This is a genomic window from Moritella sp., assembly GCF_013215705.1.
Taxonomy (GTDB): Bacteria; Pseudomonadota; Gammaproteobacteria; order Enterobacterales; family Moritellaceae; genus Moritella.
Window position 1 is genome coordinate 40,928 of record NZ_JABSQR010000031.1, and the last position, 19,186, is coordinate 60,113.

Here is a 19,186-nt window from a genome sequence, read left to right on the forward strand (position 1 = left end):
AATCCTTTATTTGAATTTGTGCTTAAACTCGATTAGTCTATCCAGCATAGCCGCAAGGTCAACCAAATGCTAAAATAAAGGTTTACAATGACTCAAAAAACACACAGTGAATCAATGAAGTTCGACCAGCAACACATCTGGCACCCTTACACATCAATGACAAAACCATTACCTTGCTATCACGTTGATAGTGCTGAAGGTGTTTATCTAACATTGAATGACGGTACCCGACTAATCGATGGCATGTCTTCTTGGTGGGCATCCATTCACGGCTACAACGTCCCTGCGCTCAATCAAGCAATGCAGCGACAAGCCAGTAAAATGTCCCATGTCATGTTTGGTGGTATCACCCATCAGCCAGCTATCAATCTGTGCCAAAAATTAGTTGATATCACGCCCGACGGTCTAGAGTGTGTGTTCCTCGCAGATTCAGGCTCAGTCAGTGTCGAAGTGGCAATGAAAATGGCGATTCAATATTGGCACCATCAACAACCTACCAAGAAGAAGTTTGTCACCATACGTAATGGTTATCACGGTGATACTTTTGGGGCGATGTCGGTATGCGATCCTGATAATGGCATGCACGAATTATTCACAGGGTTTTTAGCACCACAATTTTTTATTGATGCACCGCGCATCAAATTTAACCAGCAATGGCAGCAAAGTGCCATGCAAGGTTTAGAGCAAACCTTAATTAAAAATCACCAGCACATAGCGGCATTTATATTAGAACCGATTGTGCAAGGCGCCGGTGGTATGAAGTTTTATCACCCAGAGTTTTTACGCCAAGCAAAATTACTGTGTGAACGTTTTGAAGTGTTATTGATCGCAGATGAGATAGCGACTGGTTTTGGTCGAACCGGAAAATTATTTGCTTGTGAGCATGCAGGTATCACACCTGACATCATGTGTTTGGGTAAAGGCATCACAGGCGGTTACATGACACTGGCTGCGACATTAACAACCCGACACGTGGCAGAGACTATCAGCAACGGGCCAAGCGGTGTTTTAATGCACGGGCCTACATTTATGGGTAACCCCCTAGCCTGTGCAGTCGCCAATGCTAGTATTGATTTATTAATGACAAGTGACTGGCAACAACAAGTCGCGCGCATTGAAAAACAACTGCAACAGGCAATACTGCCTTTGGTTGATCATGACAATGTCAGCGATGCGCGTGTACTTGGCAGTATTGGTGTCATTGAAACCAAGCAATCTATCGATCTCACTAAAGCCCAAGTATTGTTTGTTGAATTGGGCGTATGGATCCGGCCTTTTGGAAAACTGCTGTATATCATGCCTCCTTATATTATTACAGAGACAGAATTGGACACATTATGCAATGTGATCAAACAAGTACTTGATGCCGACATTTGGGCTAAATAACACTATTTTGGGTTCATAACCAAAGTCAATTTAGCTGTATCTTAGTTTACTTGCGGTGACATCAACATAGCCTTTGCGAAACTCTTTGCTAAACTTTTTGCTAAGTTAAGGTTTCCACGTCTACAATTGTGACATGGAAACTTAATAACAATTAATGTAACAAGCTTAATGCCTAGTTTGTTACACTAATTACCTTAGTTAATGGAGTCATCTATGCTCAACAATTTATTGATTTTCGGTTTAACTGTCATTAGCTTGTCGGCGCTCTCATATATTATATATATTAAAATAATTGCACCGCTTACAAGTATCACGGGTTATATTCAGGAAGCCAAATTTGAGCATGACATCATCAATAAACTTGAACATGCAACAGATACGCATGGCTTATCCGAACGCTATAATTTAATGCTCGATAACAACATCAGTGAATCGAGTTATTTCGATAAATTAGAACAGAGCTTAAAACAGCGTAACGCGAGTCAAACAAATAGCCCCTCAATCAAACCGAGCCGTAGCATGCTAAATCAACTAAGTTTGCTGCAACAAAAGAAAAAGCAAATAAATTACCATTAGAATCCTTAATTATTTGCCAATATTGGTGTTAATTTACTAAATAATAAGCAAACAAAATGATTTTTCATTGTTTTTACTTGTATCCTACAACTGCAAAGGTAATATAACCTTACTTAAATAATCATCATTCGCTCAGCAAGAGCTTTTTATGCTGGAGAGCAATAATCCTATGACGCATACGTCAGTTAAAGATATTTTTGCCGGTAAATTCCCGGTAGGCAGCACAGTTACAACGAAAGGCTGGATCCGCACACGCCGTGATTCTAAAGCTGGTATCTCTTTTCTAGCTGTTTACGATGGTTCGTGTTTCGATCCTATCCAAGCAGTTGTAAGCAAAGATTTACCGAACTACTCAGACGACGTATTAAGTCTTACTGCAGGTTGTTCAGTTGAAATTACAGGTACAGTAGTTGAATCACCTGGTAAAGGTCAAGCATTCGAAATCCAAGCAACAGAAGTTATTGTGCTTGGTTTAGTAGAAGACCCAGATACTTACCCTATGTCAGCAAAACGCCACAGCATCGAATACCTTCGTGAACACGCTCACCTTCGTGGCCGTACTAACGTAATGGGTGCGGTTATGCGTGTTCGTAACTGTTTATCACAAGCTATTCACCGCTTTTACCATGAAAATGGTTATAACTGGTTAAGCACGCCAATTATCACAGCAAGTGACTGTGAAGGTGCGGGCGAAATGTTCCGTGTAAGCACACTGGATATGAATAACCTGCCTTTAACGGATAAAGGCGAAGTTGATTACAACCAAGATTTCTTCGGTAAAGAAGCATTCTTAACTGTATCGGGTCAATTAAATGCTGAAACTTATGCTTGTGCAATAGGTAAAGTATATACATTCGGCCCAACTTTCCGTGCAGAAAACTCAAACACAACGCGTCACCTTGCAGAATTCTGGATGGTTGAACCTGAGATTGCATTTGCTGATTTAGACGATGCTGCAAAATTAGCTGAAGATATGCTTAAGTATTGCTTTAAAGCTGTACTAGAAGAGCGCATGGATGATATGCAATTCTTTGCACAACGTATCGATAAAGACGCTATTACTCGCTTAGAAAGTTTTGTAGATTCTGACTTTGCTCAAATTGATTATACTGACGCAATTAAGATCTTAGAAGAATGTGGTGAAGAATTCGAATTCCCAGTTTCTTGGGGCATCGATATGTCTTCTGAGCACGAACGTTACCTTGCTGAAGTACACTTCAAAGCACCTGTTGTTGTTAAAAACTACCCGAAAGATATCAAATCATTCTACATGCGTATGAATGATGACGGTAAAACAGTTGCAGCAATGGACGTACTTGCACCAGGCATCGGTGAAATCATCGGTGGTAGCCAACGTGAAGAACGTTTAGATATGCTTGATAAGCGTATGGAAGAAATGGGCCTAAACAAAGAAGATTACTGGTGGTACCGTGATCTACGCCGTTTTGGTACAGTGCCACATTCTGGTTTCGGTCTAGGTTTCGAACGTTTAGTGTCTTATGTAACTGGTATGCAAAATATCCGTGACGTAATTCCTTACCCACGTGCGCCACGTACAGCGGAATTCTAATTTAAGTGTATTGTTAGTTTTTAAAATAGAAAGCTAACCACTTAAAACAAAAAGGCTGGTGAGATAATTTTTTATCTTACCAGCCTTTTTTTTGACTGTTATTTATGGTCAGGCATAAATAAGTCATCGATTAGTTAACCGTCATGGCGATTAACCTTCGATATTAATCAAGTTCATCACCATCAATTTACGGATCACGCTTACGTACATAACATTGATTTTAGCAATCTTAGTTACATCCGTTAAAGAGTGGCCTTCTTTTAATAATTCAATTGTTTGTAATACTTGTTCTTTGTTCATAATAGCCTCTATATGCTGCTTCACTTGGTTTATACAGCAATAATAAAGGTTTTTATGAGATGCAATATATCATATTCGAAAAATATGCCGAATATGATATATTTCATTGAATTATTTATATGTTTTTATAGAAACCATTGTGAAATATTTGTAACCAGTCTATTTAAGATGTTTTTTTATGAAGTCGATAATTTGAATCAACGCAGCCTTACTTTCAGGAAGTTGTTCAAACAAGGGGAAAACATGCGGCATTTGTCGCCATATTTGTAAATGGGCATCAACACCCTTAGCCTGCATAAATTCAGCCAATCGGGTAGAGTCATCACGCATTAGTTCGGTACTACCGACATGGAACATAAAAGGAGGGAAACCGGTGAAATCACCAAATAACGGTGAAATCTCGTCATTGTGTAGATCGGTATTATCTCCACCTAAATACCAATTTCGGCAATGTAACATAACTTCTAGGCTAAACAGTGCATCACTATAACGGTTTTCCACCGAAGACATGCCACTTTGCGTCATGTCTGCTACGGGTGATAATAACACGCAGCAACTCGGCATTGGTAAGCCATTACGTTTAGCGCGTAACAATAGCGATAAAGCAATATTACCACCAGCAGAGTCCCCCGCTACGATGATATCTTCAGGTAAAGTACCTGCATCTAATAATGATAGGTAAATGTCATAACAGCAATCCAGCGCTGCAGGAAAAGGCTGTTCAGGTGCCAGTGGATAATCGGGAATAATGGCGTGTAGATCGAGTGGCTCAGCTAAACGCGCTATAAAATTGTTATGTATTGCTGGGGTTTTAAAAACGAAGGCACCGCCATGTACATATAATAATTTTTTCTTCGTATTTGAAAATTTAAGCTGTATTTCATCACACAAAGTACCAGCACGCACTGATTGCGAGTGTTGAATATTAGCGCTAGTGCCAAATACAAATTTATCTAGCGCGAGCATCTGAAAACGCAATTTATTCACGTCTTTGGTATTTTCAATCGAGCGTTTCACTGTTTGCTTCAAAAATAAATTCAGCGCTTTGGCTTGCCAACTAATCAAAATAACCTCGAACAATATTTATACGTATAACAAAAAACTAACCATACCAGTTAGACGTTCCCTTCTAAGCCACCACTTTTATTTTAGCGTGAAGAGATTAGTACTGAATGCTGCTTGGCATTATCAAGAATTTCATTTGATAGGATCTCACAAGCCGTTTCTACATGACGTGAGAGTATATCTAAATCAGGCAGTTCATTTTTACAACCCACCAAGCCGAAAAATACGTCGTTGTGATAACTATACAAGGTAATGTTGAGTGCCGTGCCTGCAGAGAGTACTGATACAGGATACACTTCGGTTAACTTCGCACCAGCAAGGTAAGCAAATTCTTGCTGACCACGCACATTCGAAACAATCACAGAACCCAATGGCGGCAAAAACTTAGAAATACCTAACCATTCAGAGATCGACGCGCTTGCTTGGATCAATAATGAAAAATTAACCACCGACTCTGCCGGTAGACTAAACAAATCTTTTTTAACGCTGCTGGTACGCTTAAAAATTGTTTCTAAATGGTCTAATGCATCGGCATCAACATTGCCGAGTTCAACCCCTGTTAACGCATTTCTACGTCCATTTCCGATTCTAACGGGCACCTGAGCAACTAATGGTTTACGTAATAAAATACCTTTTTCTTTCAAATAACGATTTAGGCCAATATCAACACAACATAAAATCACGTCATTTAATGTTACGCCCGTTATCTTGCTGATCGAGCGCATTTTTTCGAACGGTAAACGGCCAAAAGAAACAATACGCGAGCGTGTTGCAGGTACCGAAAATGGTGTTCGAGGGGCGCAAAATGGTAACGCAGGCCCTTGATTTCGTAGGTTGAGGAATTTTAATCCCATCCGCATACTTAACCGAACAATACCTGGAATCGATTTAAGCTGTTTGAGTCCACTCATATAAGTCGATAACGCGCTTTCAATAACCCCCGCAGACTCTTTATAACCAGGACGGAATGATGGGATCTGCCAAAATGGGCGATAATCATTTACCGATTGATCACTTTGTAAATATCCTGACAACCAACTATTTGCCATCTTACCATCTGCCATCGCATAATGAATTTTAGTAAAGATAGCGAAGCGACCGTCAGATAAACCCTCAATCAAATACACTTCCCATAACGGACGCGTTCTATCGATTAAGTGTGAATGTAAACGTTCAACTAAATCACGTAGTTGTTCATCAGTACCATCACCGGGTAACATTGACATACGAATATGATAATTAAAATTAAACTTACTATCGTGTACCCAGTAGTATAGGCCACCCATACTTTTTTTAAGTTTAAAGTTAAAAGGGGTAGCTACAGCGGGATCCATGATTAACTTTTGAAATAGATCGCGGGCAAAGTTGCCTTCATAGTCCTTTGGCGGTTCAAAAATTTGCAACCCCGAAAAATGCTTGGGACTTGCTGTACTCTCACTTAATAAAAATGAGGTTTCAACCAATGATAATTGTTCCATAATATCGAGCCTTAATCGTACTTTATCTATACGAACATGCTGCCTTTGGCAACAGTTCATCCAGTGTTTCTTCAATGCTTTGCTTTAATACAAAGCTCACTGGAAACAGCAGGATCCCTAATTTTAATTTGATTCTGATACTTTCCGCATCCGCATGTAAGTACCCTCTGGTATGTGCATGCTGAATATGAAGTTTATCACCTCGCCATTCTAATTTAAGGTTATACTCTTCAGCTATATCAAGCATTAATTCGTCTGCCAAACGAATTATTTGATGATGCGGTAAGCTATGATCGCGAATGATTTCAATACTGCCCATAATTAACTCCACTCGATAGTGACAACTTGACGAGTTTTAAATCTAATGGACGATATTATAGGGAAAATAACTAGAAAGCGCTTACTAAACCACTAAGCGCTATGCAGGAAGAAAACTAAACATAAAGAGGTATGGATTACGTGTTTTCATCATCAACATCTTGATTACTATTAATTAATAGCACTAACCAAAATCCTGTTGAAGTAAAAATAGCATGCTTCCACCAAGACAGTGACGCTTCATTTAAATGTGATAATTGCGAGGCGATACTCCAAAACAATGCCGAGCGTAAACGGCCACTGGTGTACTTGTTAACTAACAATGTGGCAATCAACACTAAAGCGCGGCGTAATTGTGGACTCGACACTTTCACACCACACACTTCATGCACGAAATGTTCACAATTGTTCTTCAACAAATGATAACGCTTTTTATCTGCGATCAGTTGTTCCGCATTTTCAACGATATTTTCGGCTGGTAAACTACCAGGCAAGAAACCATGATCGATAATGTCTTTATCATCAGAAAAATCTTGTAGACTAACTAAACCACGACCAGAACGCGCTCTGGAATTTTCAAAAACCTGACCACACCCATCCGAGATGCCCACATGATAGTAAAGTGGGAATTGTACACTGAGTAAATGTCCTTTTGGATATGGTGTCGTCATCTTATGTCCTCAGTTCTTATTGAATGCTAATTCCAAATTCAGTCGTGTTAATTATCTATACGGGTAACAAAGCTGTCGATATTAAGTTGGCGTATTTTTTTACACGCTACATCGGGTGTGCCTAAATATAAAAAACCCACAATTTCATCTTTTTCTTCAAGTTCAAGCTTTTGTTTTATATGACTATCATAAGCAAACCAACCGGTTCGCCAAATACCATTAAAACCTTGTGCTTGCGCCGCCATTTGCATGGCCATTACCACACAACCTGCCGACATTAATTGCTCAGACTCAGGGATCTTGGGGTGATCTTCAATTCTAGCAATAACAGTAATAATTTGCGGTGCGCGAAACGGCGCATTTGCCGCCTTTAATACATCTTTTTCTGACTTGCCAAGATTAAATGCCGCATCTTGAAAATAGTGCGACAAAGTGTTTAAACCTTCACCTTCGGTGATAATAAAACGCCAAGGGCTTAATCCACCGTGATCAGGTGCACGTAATCCAGCATGAATAATATTATCTAATGCTTCACCACTTGGGGCTGGTGCGATAAGCTGATTACAAGAATGGCGATTTATTAATAAGTCAATTGCGTCCATTATTTACTACTTTGAACAATGAGTGATAATTAAAGTATTCAATGTAGGTGATAAAATATCAAGTGATTAATTTATTAAGATCAAAAAAGCCCATACATGGTATGGGCTACTTTTCATAATAACAGTCATCATTATTGTCGCAATAATAGTAACTTTTATTGTCTTATATTTGTATTAAACGAGTATTAAATTAGTATTAGCGTCGCGTTAAATCGTCGCTGCTAATTCAGCACCTTGACGGATCGCACGTTTTGCATCAAGTTCACCCGCTTCAAAAGCACCACCAATCAAATGCGTTGTCACTTTCTCAGATTGTAACTGCTCGAACAACTCTCTAAATGGTTCTTGCCCTGCACATAAGATCACATTATCAACGTCTAGCACTTTTTTAACGCCATCAACGGTAATGTGTAAGCCTTGATCATCAATAAGATCATAAGAAGCACCTTTGATCATCTCGACATTCTTCTTCTGCAATGTTGCTCGATGTACCCAGCCGCTGGTTTTACCTAGACCAGCACCGACTTTAGTGTCCTTACGTTGCAATAAGAATACTTCACGCGCTGGTGCGGTGTTTTTAGCCGGCGTTAGACCACCAACAGTTTGGCTATCATCTGTAACGCCCCACTCACTCAACCACTGCTTAGTATTGGTCGATAGTGACGCACCTTCTTCTTCAACCAAATACTCTGAAACATCAAAGCCAATGCCTCCAGCTCCAATAACAGCAACACGTTTACCAACTGGTTTGTGGTCACGTAATACTTCAATATAGCTGAGGACTTTTTCATGTTTAATGCCAGGAATGGCCGGTGTTCTCGGTTTAATGCCCGTAGCTACAACAACATCATCATAGCCTTTGCCTGTTAGTGTCTTAACCGTCACTAGCTGATTTAAGTGTAAGTTAATACCAAGCACTTCGATTTGTTTCGCATAATAACGCAGTGTTTCGTAAAACTCTTCTTTGCCCGGTATTTGTTTTGCATAGTTAAACTGACCACCAATTTCTGAACGGCTATCAAAAATATCAATTTTGTGACCACGTTCCGCAGCATAACAAGCGAAGGCTAAACCTGCAGGGCCAGCGCCAACAACCGCAATACTTTTTGATTTAGTCACAGTTTCAAACTTCAGTTCCGTTTCAAAACACGCTTGTGGATTAACCAGACAAGATGCACGTTTCGCTTTAAACACATGGTCTAAACAGGCCTGGTTACAGGCGATACAAGTATTGATCTCATCGGCTTTACCCGCTATCGCTTTCGCTACAAAGTTAGGATCGGCCAACATTGGACGCGCCATCGACACCATATCCGCTTGCCCTGAAGATAGGATCTGTTCTGCAACCTCAGGTGTATTAATACGGTTAGTTGTCACTAAAGGAATACTGACGTGATCCTTCATTTTTTCGGTTACCCAGCTAAATGCACCACGCGGTACACTGGTTACAATTGTTGGTATACGCGCTTCATGCCAGCCGATACCCGTATTAATGATAGTCACGCCGACTTTTTCAAGCTCTTTGGCTAATTCAACCGCTTCTTCGAACGTACTACCGTCTTCAACAAGATCTAACATTGATAGGCGGAAAATAATAATAAAGTCATTACCGACACGCTGACGGATTGCTTTTACAATTTCAATCGGAAAACGCATACGATTTTGATAACTACCACCCCATTCATCGGTACGCTTGTTACTGCGACGACAAATGAACTGGTTAATGAGATAACCCTCAGACCCCATCACCTCGACACCATCATAACCAGCAAATTTAGCCAAGTCTGCTGTTTTAGCAAAATCCGAAATAGTACAGCGAATAGAACGCCTTGACATCGCTCTTGGGGTAAACGGGTTAATCGGTGATTTCTTCTTACTCGCACTCACGCTAAATGGATGATAGGCATAACGACCGGCATGCAGTATTTGCAGCGCGATCTTACTGCCATTATCATGTACAGCTTTTGTCACTATTTGGTGCTTCTTCGCTTGCCATTTATAAGACAACTGCATCCCGTGTGGCATAAGACGTCCACGTAGGTTAGGCGAAATACCACCAGTAACAATTAAACCAACGCCGCCTTTGGCACGCTCGGCATAAAATGCAGCCAGTTTTTCAAATCCATTTTTTTCTTCTTCTAAGCCAGTATGCATCGAGCCCATTAAAACTCGGTTTTTCAATGTTGTAAAACCCAGATCTAACGGCGCCAACATATTTGGATAATTGCTTGCAGACATAACTCCACTCCCAGTGGTTACACAATTGCTACTTGATTGCTATTTATTTGCTATTTGTTTGATACGTGCTTGTTATCTATTTATGATTTAGAGTAATTAATTTAATCGTTCATTTCAAACGCTATTTTAATCAATATAGCGTACAAGTGTAGTTATAAATTAATGATTTCGTTGGATTTCAACACTTAACAATACATTTTGTCGTGTTTACACTAAGCTTAATTTGTCATTATTTATTATTTATGAGAACTAGATCCGCTACGTAGTGTCACATTTTCGTATTTTAAGTGCTTTAATCTAAACTAGATTTATGGCTTAATATACAAAATAACGTCTATACCATTGTGTTTACTAGGAATATAATAATGAGAAAATTATTCTCACTACTCGGATTCATTCTTTCTAAAATAGGTCGTTCGATTACATTCACTCGTAATTTAATCTTGAACCTGTTTTTCATTTCTTTTATAGCAATTATTATTATTGCTTTGCAGCAGCAAACAGAAACGCCTGTCGCATTCGCAGACAACACCGCGTTGGTTCTCAACTTAAACGGTGTCTTGGTTGATCAGCCTAAATTCGTTGATCCATTCGATCAAGTTATTGGTGAGCTAGTTGACGCTAACAATGTCGTCAATGAGATTGCAATTTCAGACGTCGTTAACGTCATTAACAGTGCTAAATCTGATGATGCAATTAGCGCACTTATCTTAGATCTCGCCCAGCTAAAACCGGCAAATTTGACTAAATTAACGGATATTGCTGATGCATTAGTTGAATTCAAAAAAAGTAACAAACCAATTTATGCTTACGGTGATTACTTTAGCCAAGGGCAATACTTACTGGCTTCATTTGCTGATGAGATTCTATTAAACCCTGCAGGCGGCGTTTTACTGCAAGGTTACGGTAGCTACAGTCTTTATTTCAAAGATGCCATTGATAAACTAAATCTGTCTTCGCATGTATTCCGGGTTGGTACTTATAAGTCATTTGTTGAACCCTTTACCCGTAGTGATATGTCAGCGGAAAGCAAAGAAGCCAAATTAAACTGGTTAAATCAACTTTGGGATACCTACACCAGTATTGTTGCTAACAATCGGTTAATTAACGCTGACGACGTCGCGCCTAAAGCGGATGTCTTTATTAAGCAACTGCAATCAGTCAATGGCAATATTGCGCAATATGCTTTAAAAAAAAAACTGGTAGACAAGTTATTAACGCGTGAACAAATCACTGAATACCTAGCTAAAAAGCTCAACAGCGAATCAGATTCATTTGCAAAAATTGAATTCTTAGATTACCTTGCCCAACAGCCCACCCAGTTTGAACAGCAAGGCTTTGCGAGCAAACCTGGTGTCGGCATCATTTTTGCCAATGGTCAGATCCTGGATGGTAATCAACCTCCCGGTGCGATTGGCGGTAAATCTCTGACTAAGCTGTTACAGCAAGCGAAAGACGATGAACAAATCAAAGCCTTAGTTTTACGCATCGATAGTCCAGGTGGAAGCGCGTTTGCCTCAGAGCAAATTCGAACGGCATTATTAGAACTCAAAAAATCGGGTAAACCCGTTATTGTGTCGATGGGCAGCGTGGCCGCATCTGGTGGTTATTGGATTGCCTCTGCTGCAGATGAAATTTGGGCGAAACCAACCACGATCACAGGTTCAATAGGTATCTTTGGTCTATTTGCTACCACAGAAAAACTACTCGCTAAAATGGGTATTTACAGTGATGGTGTCGGTACCACGGATTACACTGGACTGTCTGTTAATCGAGAACTGCCTGAGCACATGGCAACAATCATTCAAATGACGGTTGAAAATGGTTACAGCAACTTCTTAACTGTCGTTTCCGAAGGTCGAGACATGACAATAGAAGAAGTGGATAAGATTGCGCAAGGCCGTGTTTGGACTGGTCGCGATGCGCTTAACCTGGGCCTTATTGATAACCTTGGCAACCTTGATGACGCAATTGCTTCTGCAGCAGCAAAAGTAGATGTTTCAAGTGATTCATTAATTTTGATTCAAACACCCCGTAGTGAGCGCGATAGATTACTGTCAATGTTCACTCAATCGGTTGCAATGCAAGTACTAACCGAGCTCAACATCAGCCCGAATGGTAATGTGGCGACTTGGTTAGCAACAATAAGCCAGCAAGCTGCACAACTAAATAACTACTCAGATCCCCAAGGCCTGTATGTAGAATGTTTGGTCTGTGACATTAGATAACTAGATAACCAGCCTTAATCAGTCTTCTAGTCGAGCGGTAAACACGTCAATTTACCGCTCAATTCAAATTTCTGTCTTAATAACCCTATTTTATTGCAGTTTTATTAAGCAATCTAGTATCAAGCTATTCCATTAATCGATTTCAGCACTATAATCCTCCTTAAAAACGCACAGGGAATTTATTAATGGCTAAGAAATCAATCTACATCGCATATACTGGTGGCACGATCGGTATGCAACATTCAGAGCACGGTTATGTACCGATGGAAGGATTCATGACGGATTGCTTAGCGCGTCTACCAGAATTCCACCGCGAAGAAATGCCTGATTTCACTCTCCACGAATACTCGCCGTTAATCGACTCTTCTAACATGTCACCTTCTGATTGGCAGCAGATCGCAGAAGATATCCAAAGCAATTATGACGACTACGATGGCTTTGTGATCTTACATGGTACTGATACCATGGCGTACACAGCATCAGCATTATCATTTATATTAGAAGACCTTGGTAAACCCGTTATTGTTACCGGTTCACAGATCCCACTTGCTGAGATCCGCTCAGATGGTCAAAGCAACTTACTGAACTCGCTTTACCTTGCTGCTAACTATCCTGTACACGAAGTCTGCTTATTCTTTAATAACCAGCTATTACGTGGCAACAGGACCACCAAAGTGCATGCCGATGGTTTTAGCGCATTTGCGACACCAAACTGCGAAACACTATTAAAAGTGGGTATTAACATTGAAGTCATGTTAGGTGATGTAAAACCTATTACTGAAAAAACACTGACCGTGAGTAACATTACACCACAGCCCATTGCGATCGTGACACTTTACCCTGGTATTTCAACAGAAGTTATCTTCAACATTCTATTACAACCCGTTAAAGCGTTAATCTTGCTAAGTTATGGCGTAGGTAATGCCCCACAAAGTGAAGAGCTATTGAATGCGCTTGAAGCCGCTAACCAGCGTGGTATCGTGGTGGTGAATCTTACCCAGTGCATTAAAGGTAAAGTTAACATGGGCGGTTATGCGACAGGCGATGCCCTCGCGCAAGTTGGTGTTATCTCGGGTTATGATATGACGACAGAAGCCGCATTAACTAAGTTGCACTATCTCATCAGTAAAGAGCTACCAAGCGAAGAAATCAAGGTACTGATGCAACAAAATATTCGTGGTGAGTTAAGCTATTAAGCTAGCTAGCATACGTTTTAGATAAATATCACCGATACAAAAACGGGAAAGACAGCGATTGTCTTTCCCGTTTTTTTTATCGTTAAATTATCACTAAGCTACAACAGCATCACTTGCAGTTGCATGCGATGTTTTATGCTTCGTTAATACATAGCCAACCATAATCACCAAACCTTGGAACAACATCACTGCAGTCACGGTATAAAGGCCATGTTCAGAGAATGCCGAGACGATACTACTTGCTAAGAAACAAAACATCGTCTGTAAGAAGTTAAGTAGACCAGCCGCAGTTGCACTGCAATTTTTAAAATCAGCAAGTGCAGCATTAATCACCAATGGATAAATCGCACCATTAGCCACAGCTAAGAAACAGAATGGGATCAGAATAGGCCAAATAGTGGTTGGTGATGTCGCAAACGCAATCACGAACATAGTTACCACAGTGGTGATAAACAAGGTAATTAACCAAGGCAATAATTGCTTCGCACTAAAGCGGGTTAACAAGCTACGACAACCATAACCACCAACAAGAAAAGCCACTGTCTGCGGTAAATAACTCAGACCTATATCCGCGCCGGAATAGCCCATAGCAGTCATAATGAATGGTGAACCAGTTAAATAGGCGAAGAATGCAGCGGAACACGCCGCAAATATCAACATGTTACCCATGAATATTTTTGATTTAATGATCTGCTTATAATCACGTACCAATTGCGTCGATATTTTTTCTTGTTTTTTATCGAGTGGTGCACTTTCTTGTTGGCGACTTGTTGCAAAAACCAACGCTAAGCCAATCACCACCAATACGACAAAAATACTGCGCCAGCCGAAGTACTCTTCAAGGCCAGCACCCAATAATGGTGCTAACGCTGGAGACAAAGCCACTAATGGCATAATAGTCGCAAAAATACGCTCAGACGCTTTACCTTGATAACGGTCGATAACCACAGCCTGCCAAATAACGGTACCGCAACACGCGCCTAACGCTTGACCGAATCGGGCGAATAAAAACAACTCAATACTGTTCGACACTGAGATCACAACCGTTGATAGCACAAAGATAGTCATGCCCACGAACAGCATCTTTTTACGGCCAACACGGTCCGACAATGGGCCATAAACCAACTGACCTAACGCCATACCCAATAAAAAGATACTCAATGACAAGCCAATTAATGTTTGCGAAGTACCAAACTCAGCGCGGATTGTTTCGAATGCAGGTAAATACATATCTGTTGCGAGAAAACCCAACATACTTAATCCAGAAAACCAGATCATAGTGCTCATTGGGATTTTATTTTTCGTATTATTTTCAATATTGTTCATTGCTTAAACTACATAATATTAATGATGATGTTGTTAGTTTAATACTGGCGATCTAGTTTGAGAAACGCTAATATTTCACTATTGCTTTCAAAAAATTTGATGTGTATGTTTTCCCAACAAGATCTGCAAGTTATCGACGCTGTTGCACGACGCGGAAGTTTCACCGCAGCGGCAGATGAGTTATGTAAAGTACCCAGCGCAATTAGCTATACGGTACGCAATATTGAAGAACGGTTAGCCGTTAATTTATTTATTCGTCTACATCGCAAAGTAAAGCTAACGCCTGCAGGCGAATACTTTGTCACTGAATCACGTAAATTACTCAAGCAAATGGCGCACATGAAGTTTCAAACCCAACGCGTGGCGAACGGCTGGAACCAAAGTGTGTCGCTTGCCCTCGATAATGTGGTGTATGAAGGTCGAATAAATACCATGGTTGGTGACTTTTACAATGCATTTCCTGATGTCGAACTTTTGCTTACCATGGAAGTATATAATGGTGTCTGGGATGCATTGGTTGATTCACGTGCCGATATTGCTATTGGTGCAACCGCGTCCATCCCAGTGAGTGGTGGCTTTGATTATCGTGCTATGGGCGAGTTAAAATGGACATTTGTGATCAGTCCTAATCACCCACTCGCAAATGCAGAGCACGCCATAAGTAACGAAGAACTAGCCAAATATCCAGTTATTTGTTTAGAAGATACCGCACGTAAACTGCCTAAACGCACAACTTGGTTACTGAAAAATCAACGTCGCTTGGTGGTGCCAAACTGGCACAGTGCAACCCAACTACTCAAAGGGGGTTTAGGCATTGCTATCATGCCCGCCCACATGGCGAATAAACTATTAATGACAGGTGAACTAATCGAAAAAGAACTTATCACGACCTTACCCGTAAGTGATTGTTGTTTAGCCTGGAATACCAAGCGCATGAGCCCCGCAGTTCAATGGTTGCTAGATTATTTAGGTGATAGTGACCAATTACATCAGCAATGGTTGGAATAATAGCTGTTATGCTCGCCACTGATATCCTATAATCAATTCTATTGATTGTATTTAAAAGGGTTTATCTTGCTAATGGCTGCTACATTTTCAAATTTTAAACAAAAGTTCTCCAGTGCTCCACGTTACCAACGTTTTTTAAGTTATGCGCTGGTTGCCTATTTAATGTATGCCTTATTGCTCGGGTTACTGGTTCCTTACCTAGCGAAAAGCATGGCACCTGAGAAAATCAGTGCATTACTTGGTCGCCCAGTACAAATACAAGATGTTGCCATTAATCCTTTTACCCTCAAGTTTGAAATTAAAGGCTTTGAAATTCAAACACAGGAACAACAAGATTTTGTTGGCATTGGACGCTTAACCCTGCAAATAAATCTATGGAAGAGTTTATTTAATGGCAGTATTAATCTTGAAACCATAGAAGTTGATCAAGCCTTTGCAAACATTGAAAGATTAGACGCAACTCAGTTTAACTTCTCTGATATTCCAGCGTATATAGCAGCACAAGCGGTACCATCAGCAACACCCGAACCGATTATCGAAGACACAAATGAAAGCAGTGAATTACCGCATATTCAAATTGCCAACATGAGTATCACGAATACCAAATTCAACTTTAAAGACCAGCCAACGGGTGCAGTATTAAATTATCCAGCAATCAATATTCGCTTAACTAAATTCAATAGCCTCGCAAAGCTGGTTAATCCAAAGCAACCTAATACACCGAGACCTTCTTACAACAGTTTTAATCTGAGTATTGAAGGTGCCGACGATAGCGCAGTGACGACCGAAGGTCGCTTCCAACTATCGCCATTAGAAGCACAAGGTAAGCTTGCACTTAAGCACATTAAATTAACGACGTTTTGGCCATTTATTGCTGATCAATTAACTGCAAAACTAGAATCCGGCGTTATCGACTTTGCGACAGACTATCAATTCATAAGTACTGATGACGCGCCACAGTTACTCACTAATTCAGGTCAATTTTCGTTACGGACCTTAACCTTTACAACCAAAGACAAAGCGATTATTAATTTGCCCTTGTTAACTGTTGCAGGGATCAAAGTTGATCTACTCCAGCAGAAAATTGGCTTAGATAATATCAGTACCGATGGGCTGCAAGTCAATGCACAAATAAATAAAGACGGAGCTGTTGATTTAGCGGCGGCTTTTAGCCCTAAACAAGCGATTACTGATAACAACCAGTCCGACACCACTGAAGCAAAAAACAGTGACGTCCAAGTAACCGAAAATGCAGAACAACCAGCATGGTTAGTGACGCTTGGTGAATTCAATTTAACGAACTACGATATCAATGTTACGGAATCGATGTTGACCAATGCAACAAAATGGCGTGTATTCCCAATCAATGTACATACTAAATCATTAACAAGCCGTCTAGAAACCCCAATTGAATATGACTTAGCGCTGACGATTAATGATAAAGGCACCTTCTCTTCGCAAGGTAGCGTAGACGTTAAAGAGCAAGCACTTGATGCAACCATCAATTTGAGTAAATTAAATTTAGCGCAGTTTCAACCTTATCTTAATCCTTACGTGAACATCACTATAAAAGGTGGCGAGTTCAGCACTCAAGGTAAAATCTATGCGAATGCCAAGGGTGCAATGCGTTTTAACGGTGGCATAACACTGGAAGCATTGGCAATTAATGATAAAAAATTAAATAAAACCCTCATTAAATGGCAAGACTTCAGTATCAATAATCTCAAATTCGACCAAGAAAAAAATAGCTTACTCATCGACCACATATCATTAACTCAGCCTTATGCTCAGGTGATTATGGCGGCTGATAAAAGCTCAAATGTCTCTGGTTTAATTGTTGAAACAAAAACAACCAATAAAGCCACCGCAGCAGCGCCGAAGAAAACACCACAGGTAACCACAGCAGCAAAAGACGCGATGCTTATTGAAATAAATAAGATCACGCTAGCACAAGGACAAGTGGATTATACCGACAACCTACTTAAACCTACTTTTGAAGCAACCATTGAAAAACTCCAAGGCCAAGTAGGTAAAGTTTCATCTACCGCAACCAAAAACGCCGAATTAAATATCAAAGGTATTGTGAACAAATACGCGCCTATCACATTACGCGGTGAGATAAACCCACTCATCCAACAACCTTATGTGGATATTGAATTTATCTTTGATAACTTCGAGTTGCCATCAATGACCCCCTACTCCGGCACTTATGCTGGTTTAGATATTGATGAAGGTCAGTTATCACTTGCGCTTAAATACAAATTAGAAAAAGGTCATTTAGAGGGCAGTAACCATATCTTTATTGACCAACTGGATATGAATGATACCAAAGACAGTGACGTAGGAAGCATAATACCTATCACACTCGCTATTCCGTTACTCAAAGACAGCAGTGGTGCTATTGATTTAGGCATTAACGTATCTGGTGATGTTAATGATCCAAGTTTTAATGTTGGTGAAATTGTACTGAAATCATTAAGCAACATTATTCTTAAAGCAGTAACATCGCCATTTACATTATTAGCAAGCCTTGTTGATACTACCGAAGATTTAGATAAAGTCAGTTTTGCTAATGGCTCGACTACACTCGCGCAAACAGAGCAGAGTAAACTAGATTCATTAGCCAAAGCATTAGCACAACGTCCCCAAATCAAGTTGAACATCAAAGGCAGTTATGATGCGAATACGGACAAAATAGCGCTACAAAATAGCGCGTTAAATAGCAAACTGAGTCAATCAACTGGCCGTCTCATTGAGCCAAATATCAACGCAGCAGACCTACCTGTATCGGCAGGTATGACAAATGCGCTGATTGCCTTATACGAATTAGAAACCAAAGGTAAAGCAGATGCATTACGTGATGCAATTGCGACCCAACAACCCGCACTCGCAGCACCTGAATTGGAACAAGTTTGGCTTCGCAGTTTATATACAGAAGCTAGAAAGCTTCAAGTCGTTACTGAACAGCAATTAAGAGGGCTGGCAAAATCTCGGGCAAATACCATTAAGTCACATTTACGTGATGTCAGTAAAGTGGATGCGGGCCGTATTTTTATACTAAGTCATCAAAGCAATGTACCATCAACGAGTACCGAAACAACCCTGACTCTGGTTGTCAAGTAAGCCATAGAAATAGCCTCATTGAATTATATACCCAGTCAATGAGGCCGATTAGCGCCCCCGCCCCCACGATTGAGTGTTTACCTGGCAAATATACAAATCAC

Annotated in this window: 15 protein-coding genes; 7 read left to right on the top strand and 8 right to left on the bottom strand. The window is 40.3% G+C overall.

What is annotated here, in order from left to right:
- Positions 1-87 precede the first annotated feature (87 nt).
- From bioA to asnS, 3 genes are all read left to right on the top strand, one after another.
- Positions 88-1,386, top strand: coding sequence for an adenosylmethionine--8-amino-7-oxononanoate transaminase (gene bioA, locus HRT96_RS18090; RefSeq protein WP_293159504.1), 1,299 nt, complete (start codon positions 88-90; stop codon positions 1,384-1,386).
- A gap of 213 nt (positions 1,387-1,599) precedes the next feature.
- Positions 1,600-1,962, top strand: a complete 363-nt coding sequence (locus HRT96_RS18095) for a hypothetical protein (protein WP_293159506.1) — start codon at positions 1,600-1,602, stop codon at positions 1,960-1,962.
- 169 nt (positions 1,963-2,131) lie between these two features.
- A complete protein-coding gene (asnS, locus tag HRT96_RS18100; protein WP_293159508.1) occupies positions 2,132-3,532 on the top strand; it encodes an asparagine--tRNA ligase in 1,401 nt (466 codons plus the stop codon).
- Positions 3,533-3,682: 150 nt separating this feature from the next.
- On the opposite strand, the gene HRT96_RS18105 is transcribed toward asnS, so the two are convergent.
- From HRT96_RS18105 to HRT96_RS18135, 7 genes are all read right to left on the bottom strand, one after another.
- Entirely contained in the window at positions 3,683-3,832 is a 150-nt protein-coding gene (locus tag HRT96_RS18105; RefSeq protein ID WP_198138613.1) for a hypothetical protein, read from the bottom strand.
- A gap of 159 nt (positions 3,833-3,991) precedes the next feature.
- Positions 3,992-4,897 (bottom strand): alpha/beta hydrolase, encoded by a 906-nt coding sequence (locus HRT96_RS18110; RefSeq protein WP_293159510.1) that lies wholly within the window; start codon positions 4,895-4,897, stop codon positions 3,992-3,994.
- Between the two features lie 83 nt (positions 4,898-4,980).
- A complete protein-coding gene (locus HRT96_RS18115) occupies positions 4,981-6,375 on the bottom strand; it encodes a wax ester/triacylglycerol synthase domain-containing protein (RefSeq protein ID WP_293159512.1) in 1,395 nt (464 codons plus the stop codon).
- Between the two features lie 22 nt (positions 6,376-6,397).
- Positions 6,398-6,694 carry a polyhydroxyalkanoic acid system family protein gene (locus HRT96_RS18120; RefSeq protein ID WP_293159514.1) on the bottom strand — a complete coding sequence of 99 codons (297 nt, stop codon included), beginning with the start codon at positions 6,692-6,694 and terminating at the stop codon, positions 6,398-6,400.
- Between the two features lie 136 nt (positions 6,695-6,830).
- Entirely contained in the window at positions 6,831-7,364 is a 534-nt protein-coding gene (locus HRT96_RS18125) for a lecithin retinol acyltransferase family protein (RefSeq protein WP_293159516.1), read from the bottom strand.
- 47 nt (positions 7,365-7,411) lie between these two features.
- Positions 7,412-7,966 (bottom strand): NAD(P)H nitroreductase, encoded by a 555-nt coding sequence (locus tag HRT96_RS18130; RefSeq protein WP_293159518.1) that lies wholly within the window; start codon positions 7,964-7,966, stop codon positions 7,412-7,414.
- Positions 7,967-8,173: 207 nt separating this feature from the next.
- Positions 8,174-10,204, bottom strand: a complete 2,031-nt coding sequence (locus tag HRT96_RS18135; protein WP_293159520.1) for an NADPH-dependent 2,4-dienoyl-CoA reductase — start codon at positions 10,202-10,204, stop codon at positions 8,174-8,176.
- A gap of 365 nt (positions 10,205-10,569) precedes the next feature.
- Here HRT96_RS18135 and sppA point away from each other — a divergent pair, with 365 nt between their 5' ends.
- Both sppA and ansA read left to right on the top strand, forming a co-directional pair.
- Positions 10,570-12,432 (top strand): signal peptide peptidase SppA, encoded by a 1,863-nt coding sequence (sppA, locus tag HRT96_RS18140; protein ID WP_293159522.1) that lies wholly within the window; start codon positions 10,570-10,572, stop codon positions 12,430-12,432.
- A 185-nt stretch (positions 12,433-12,617) separates the two neighbouring features.
- On the top strand, positions 12,618-13,628 hold the full coding sequence (gene ansA, locus HRT96_RS18145) for an asparaginase (protein ID WP_293159524.1): 1,011 nt from the start codon (positions 12,618-12,620) through the stop codon (positions 13,626-13,628).
- Between the two features lie 93 nt (positions 13,629-13,721).
- Here ansA and punC read toward each other — a convergent pair whose 3' ends face one another.
- Positions 13,722-14,954 (bottom strand): purine nucleoside transporter PunC, encoded by a 1,233-nt coding sequence (punC, locus tag HRT96_RS18150; RefSeq protein ID WP_293159526.1) that lies wholly within the window; start codon positions 14,952-14,954, stop codon positions 13,722-13,724.
- Positions 14,955-15,059: 105 nt separating this feature from the next.
- Here punC and punR point away from each other — a divergent pair, with 105 nt between their 5' ends.
- Together punR and HRT96_RS18160 are read left to right on the top strand one after the other, a co-directional pair.
- Positions 15,060-15,962, top strand: coding sequence for a DNA-binding transcriptional activator PunR (gene punR, locus HRT96_RS18155; protein ID WP_293159528.1), 903 nt, complete (start codon positions 15,060-15,062; stop codon positions 15,960-15,962).
- Between the two features lie 72 nt (positions 15,963-16,034).
- Entirely contained in the window at positions 16,035-19,085 is a 3,051-nt protein-coding gene (locus HRT96_RS18160; RefSeq protein ID WP_293159530.1) for a DUF748 domain-containing protein, read from the top strand.
- The last annotated feature ends 101 nt before the right edge of the window (positions 19,086-19,186 follow it).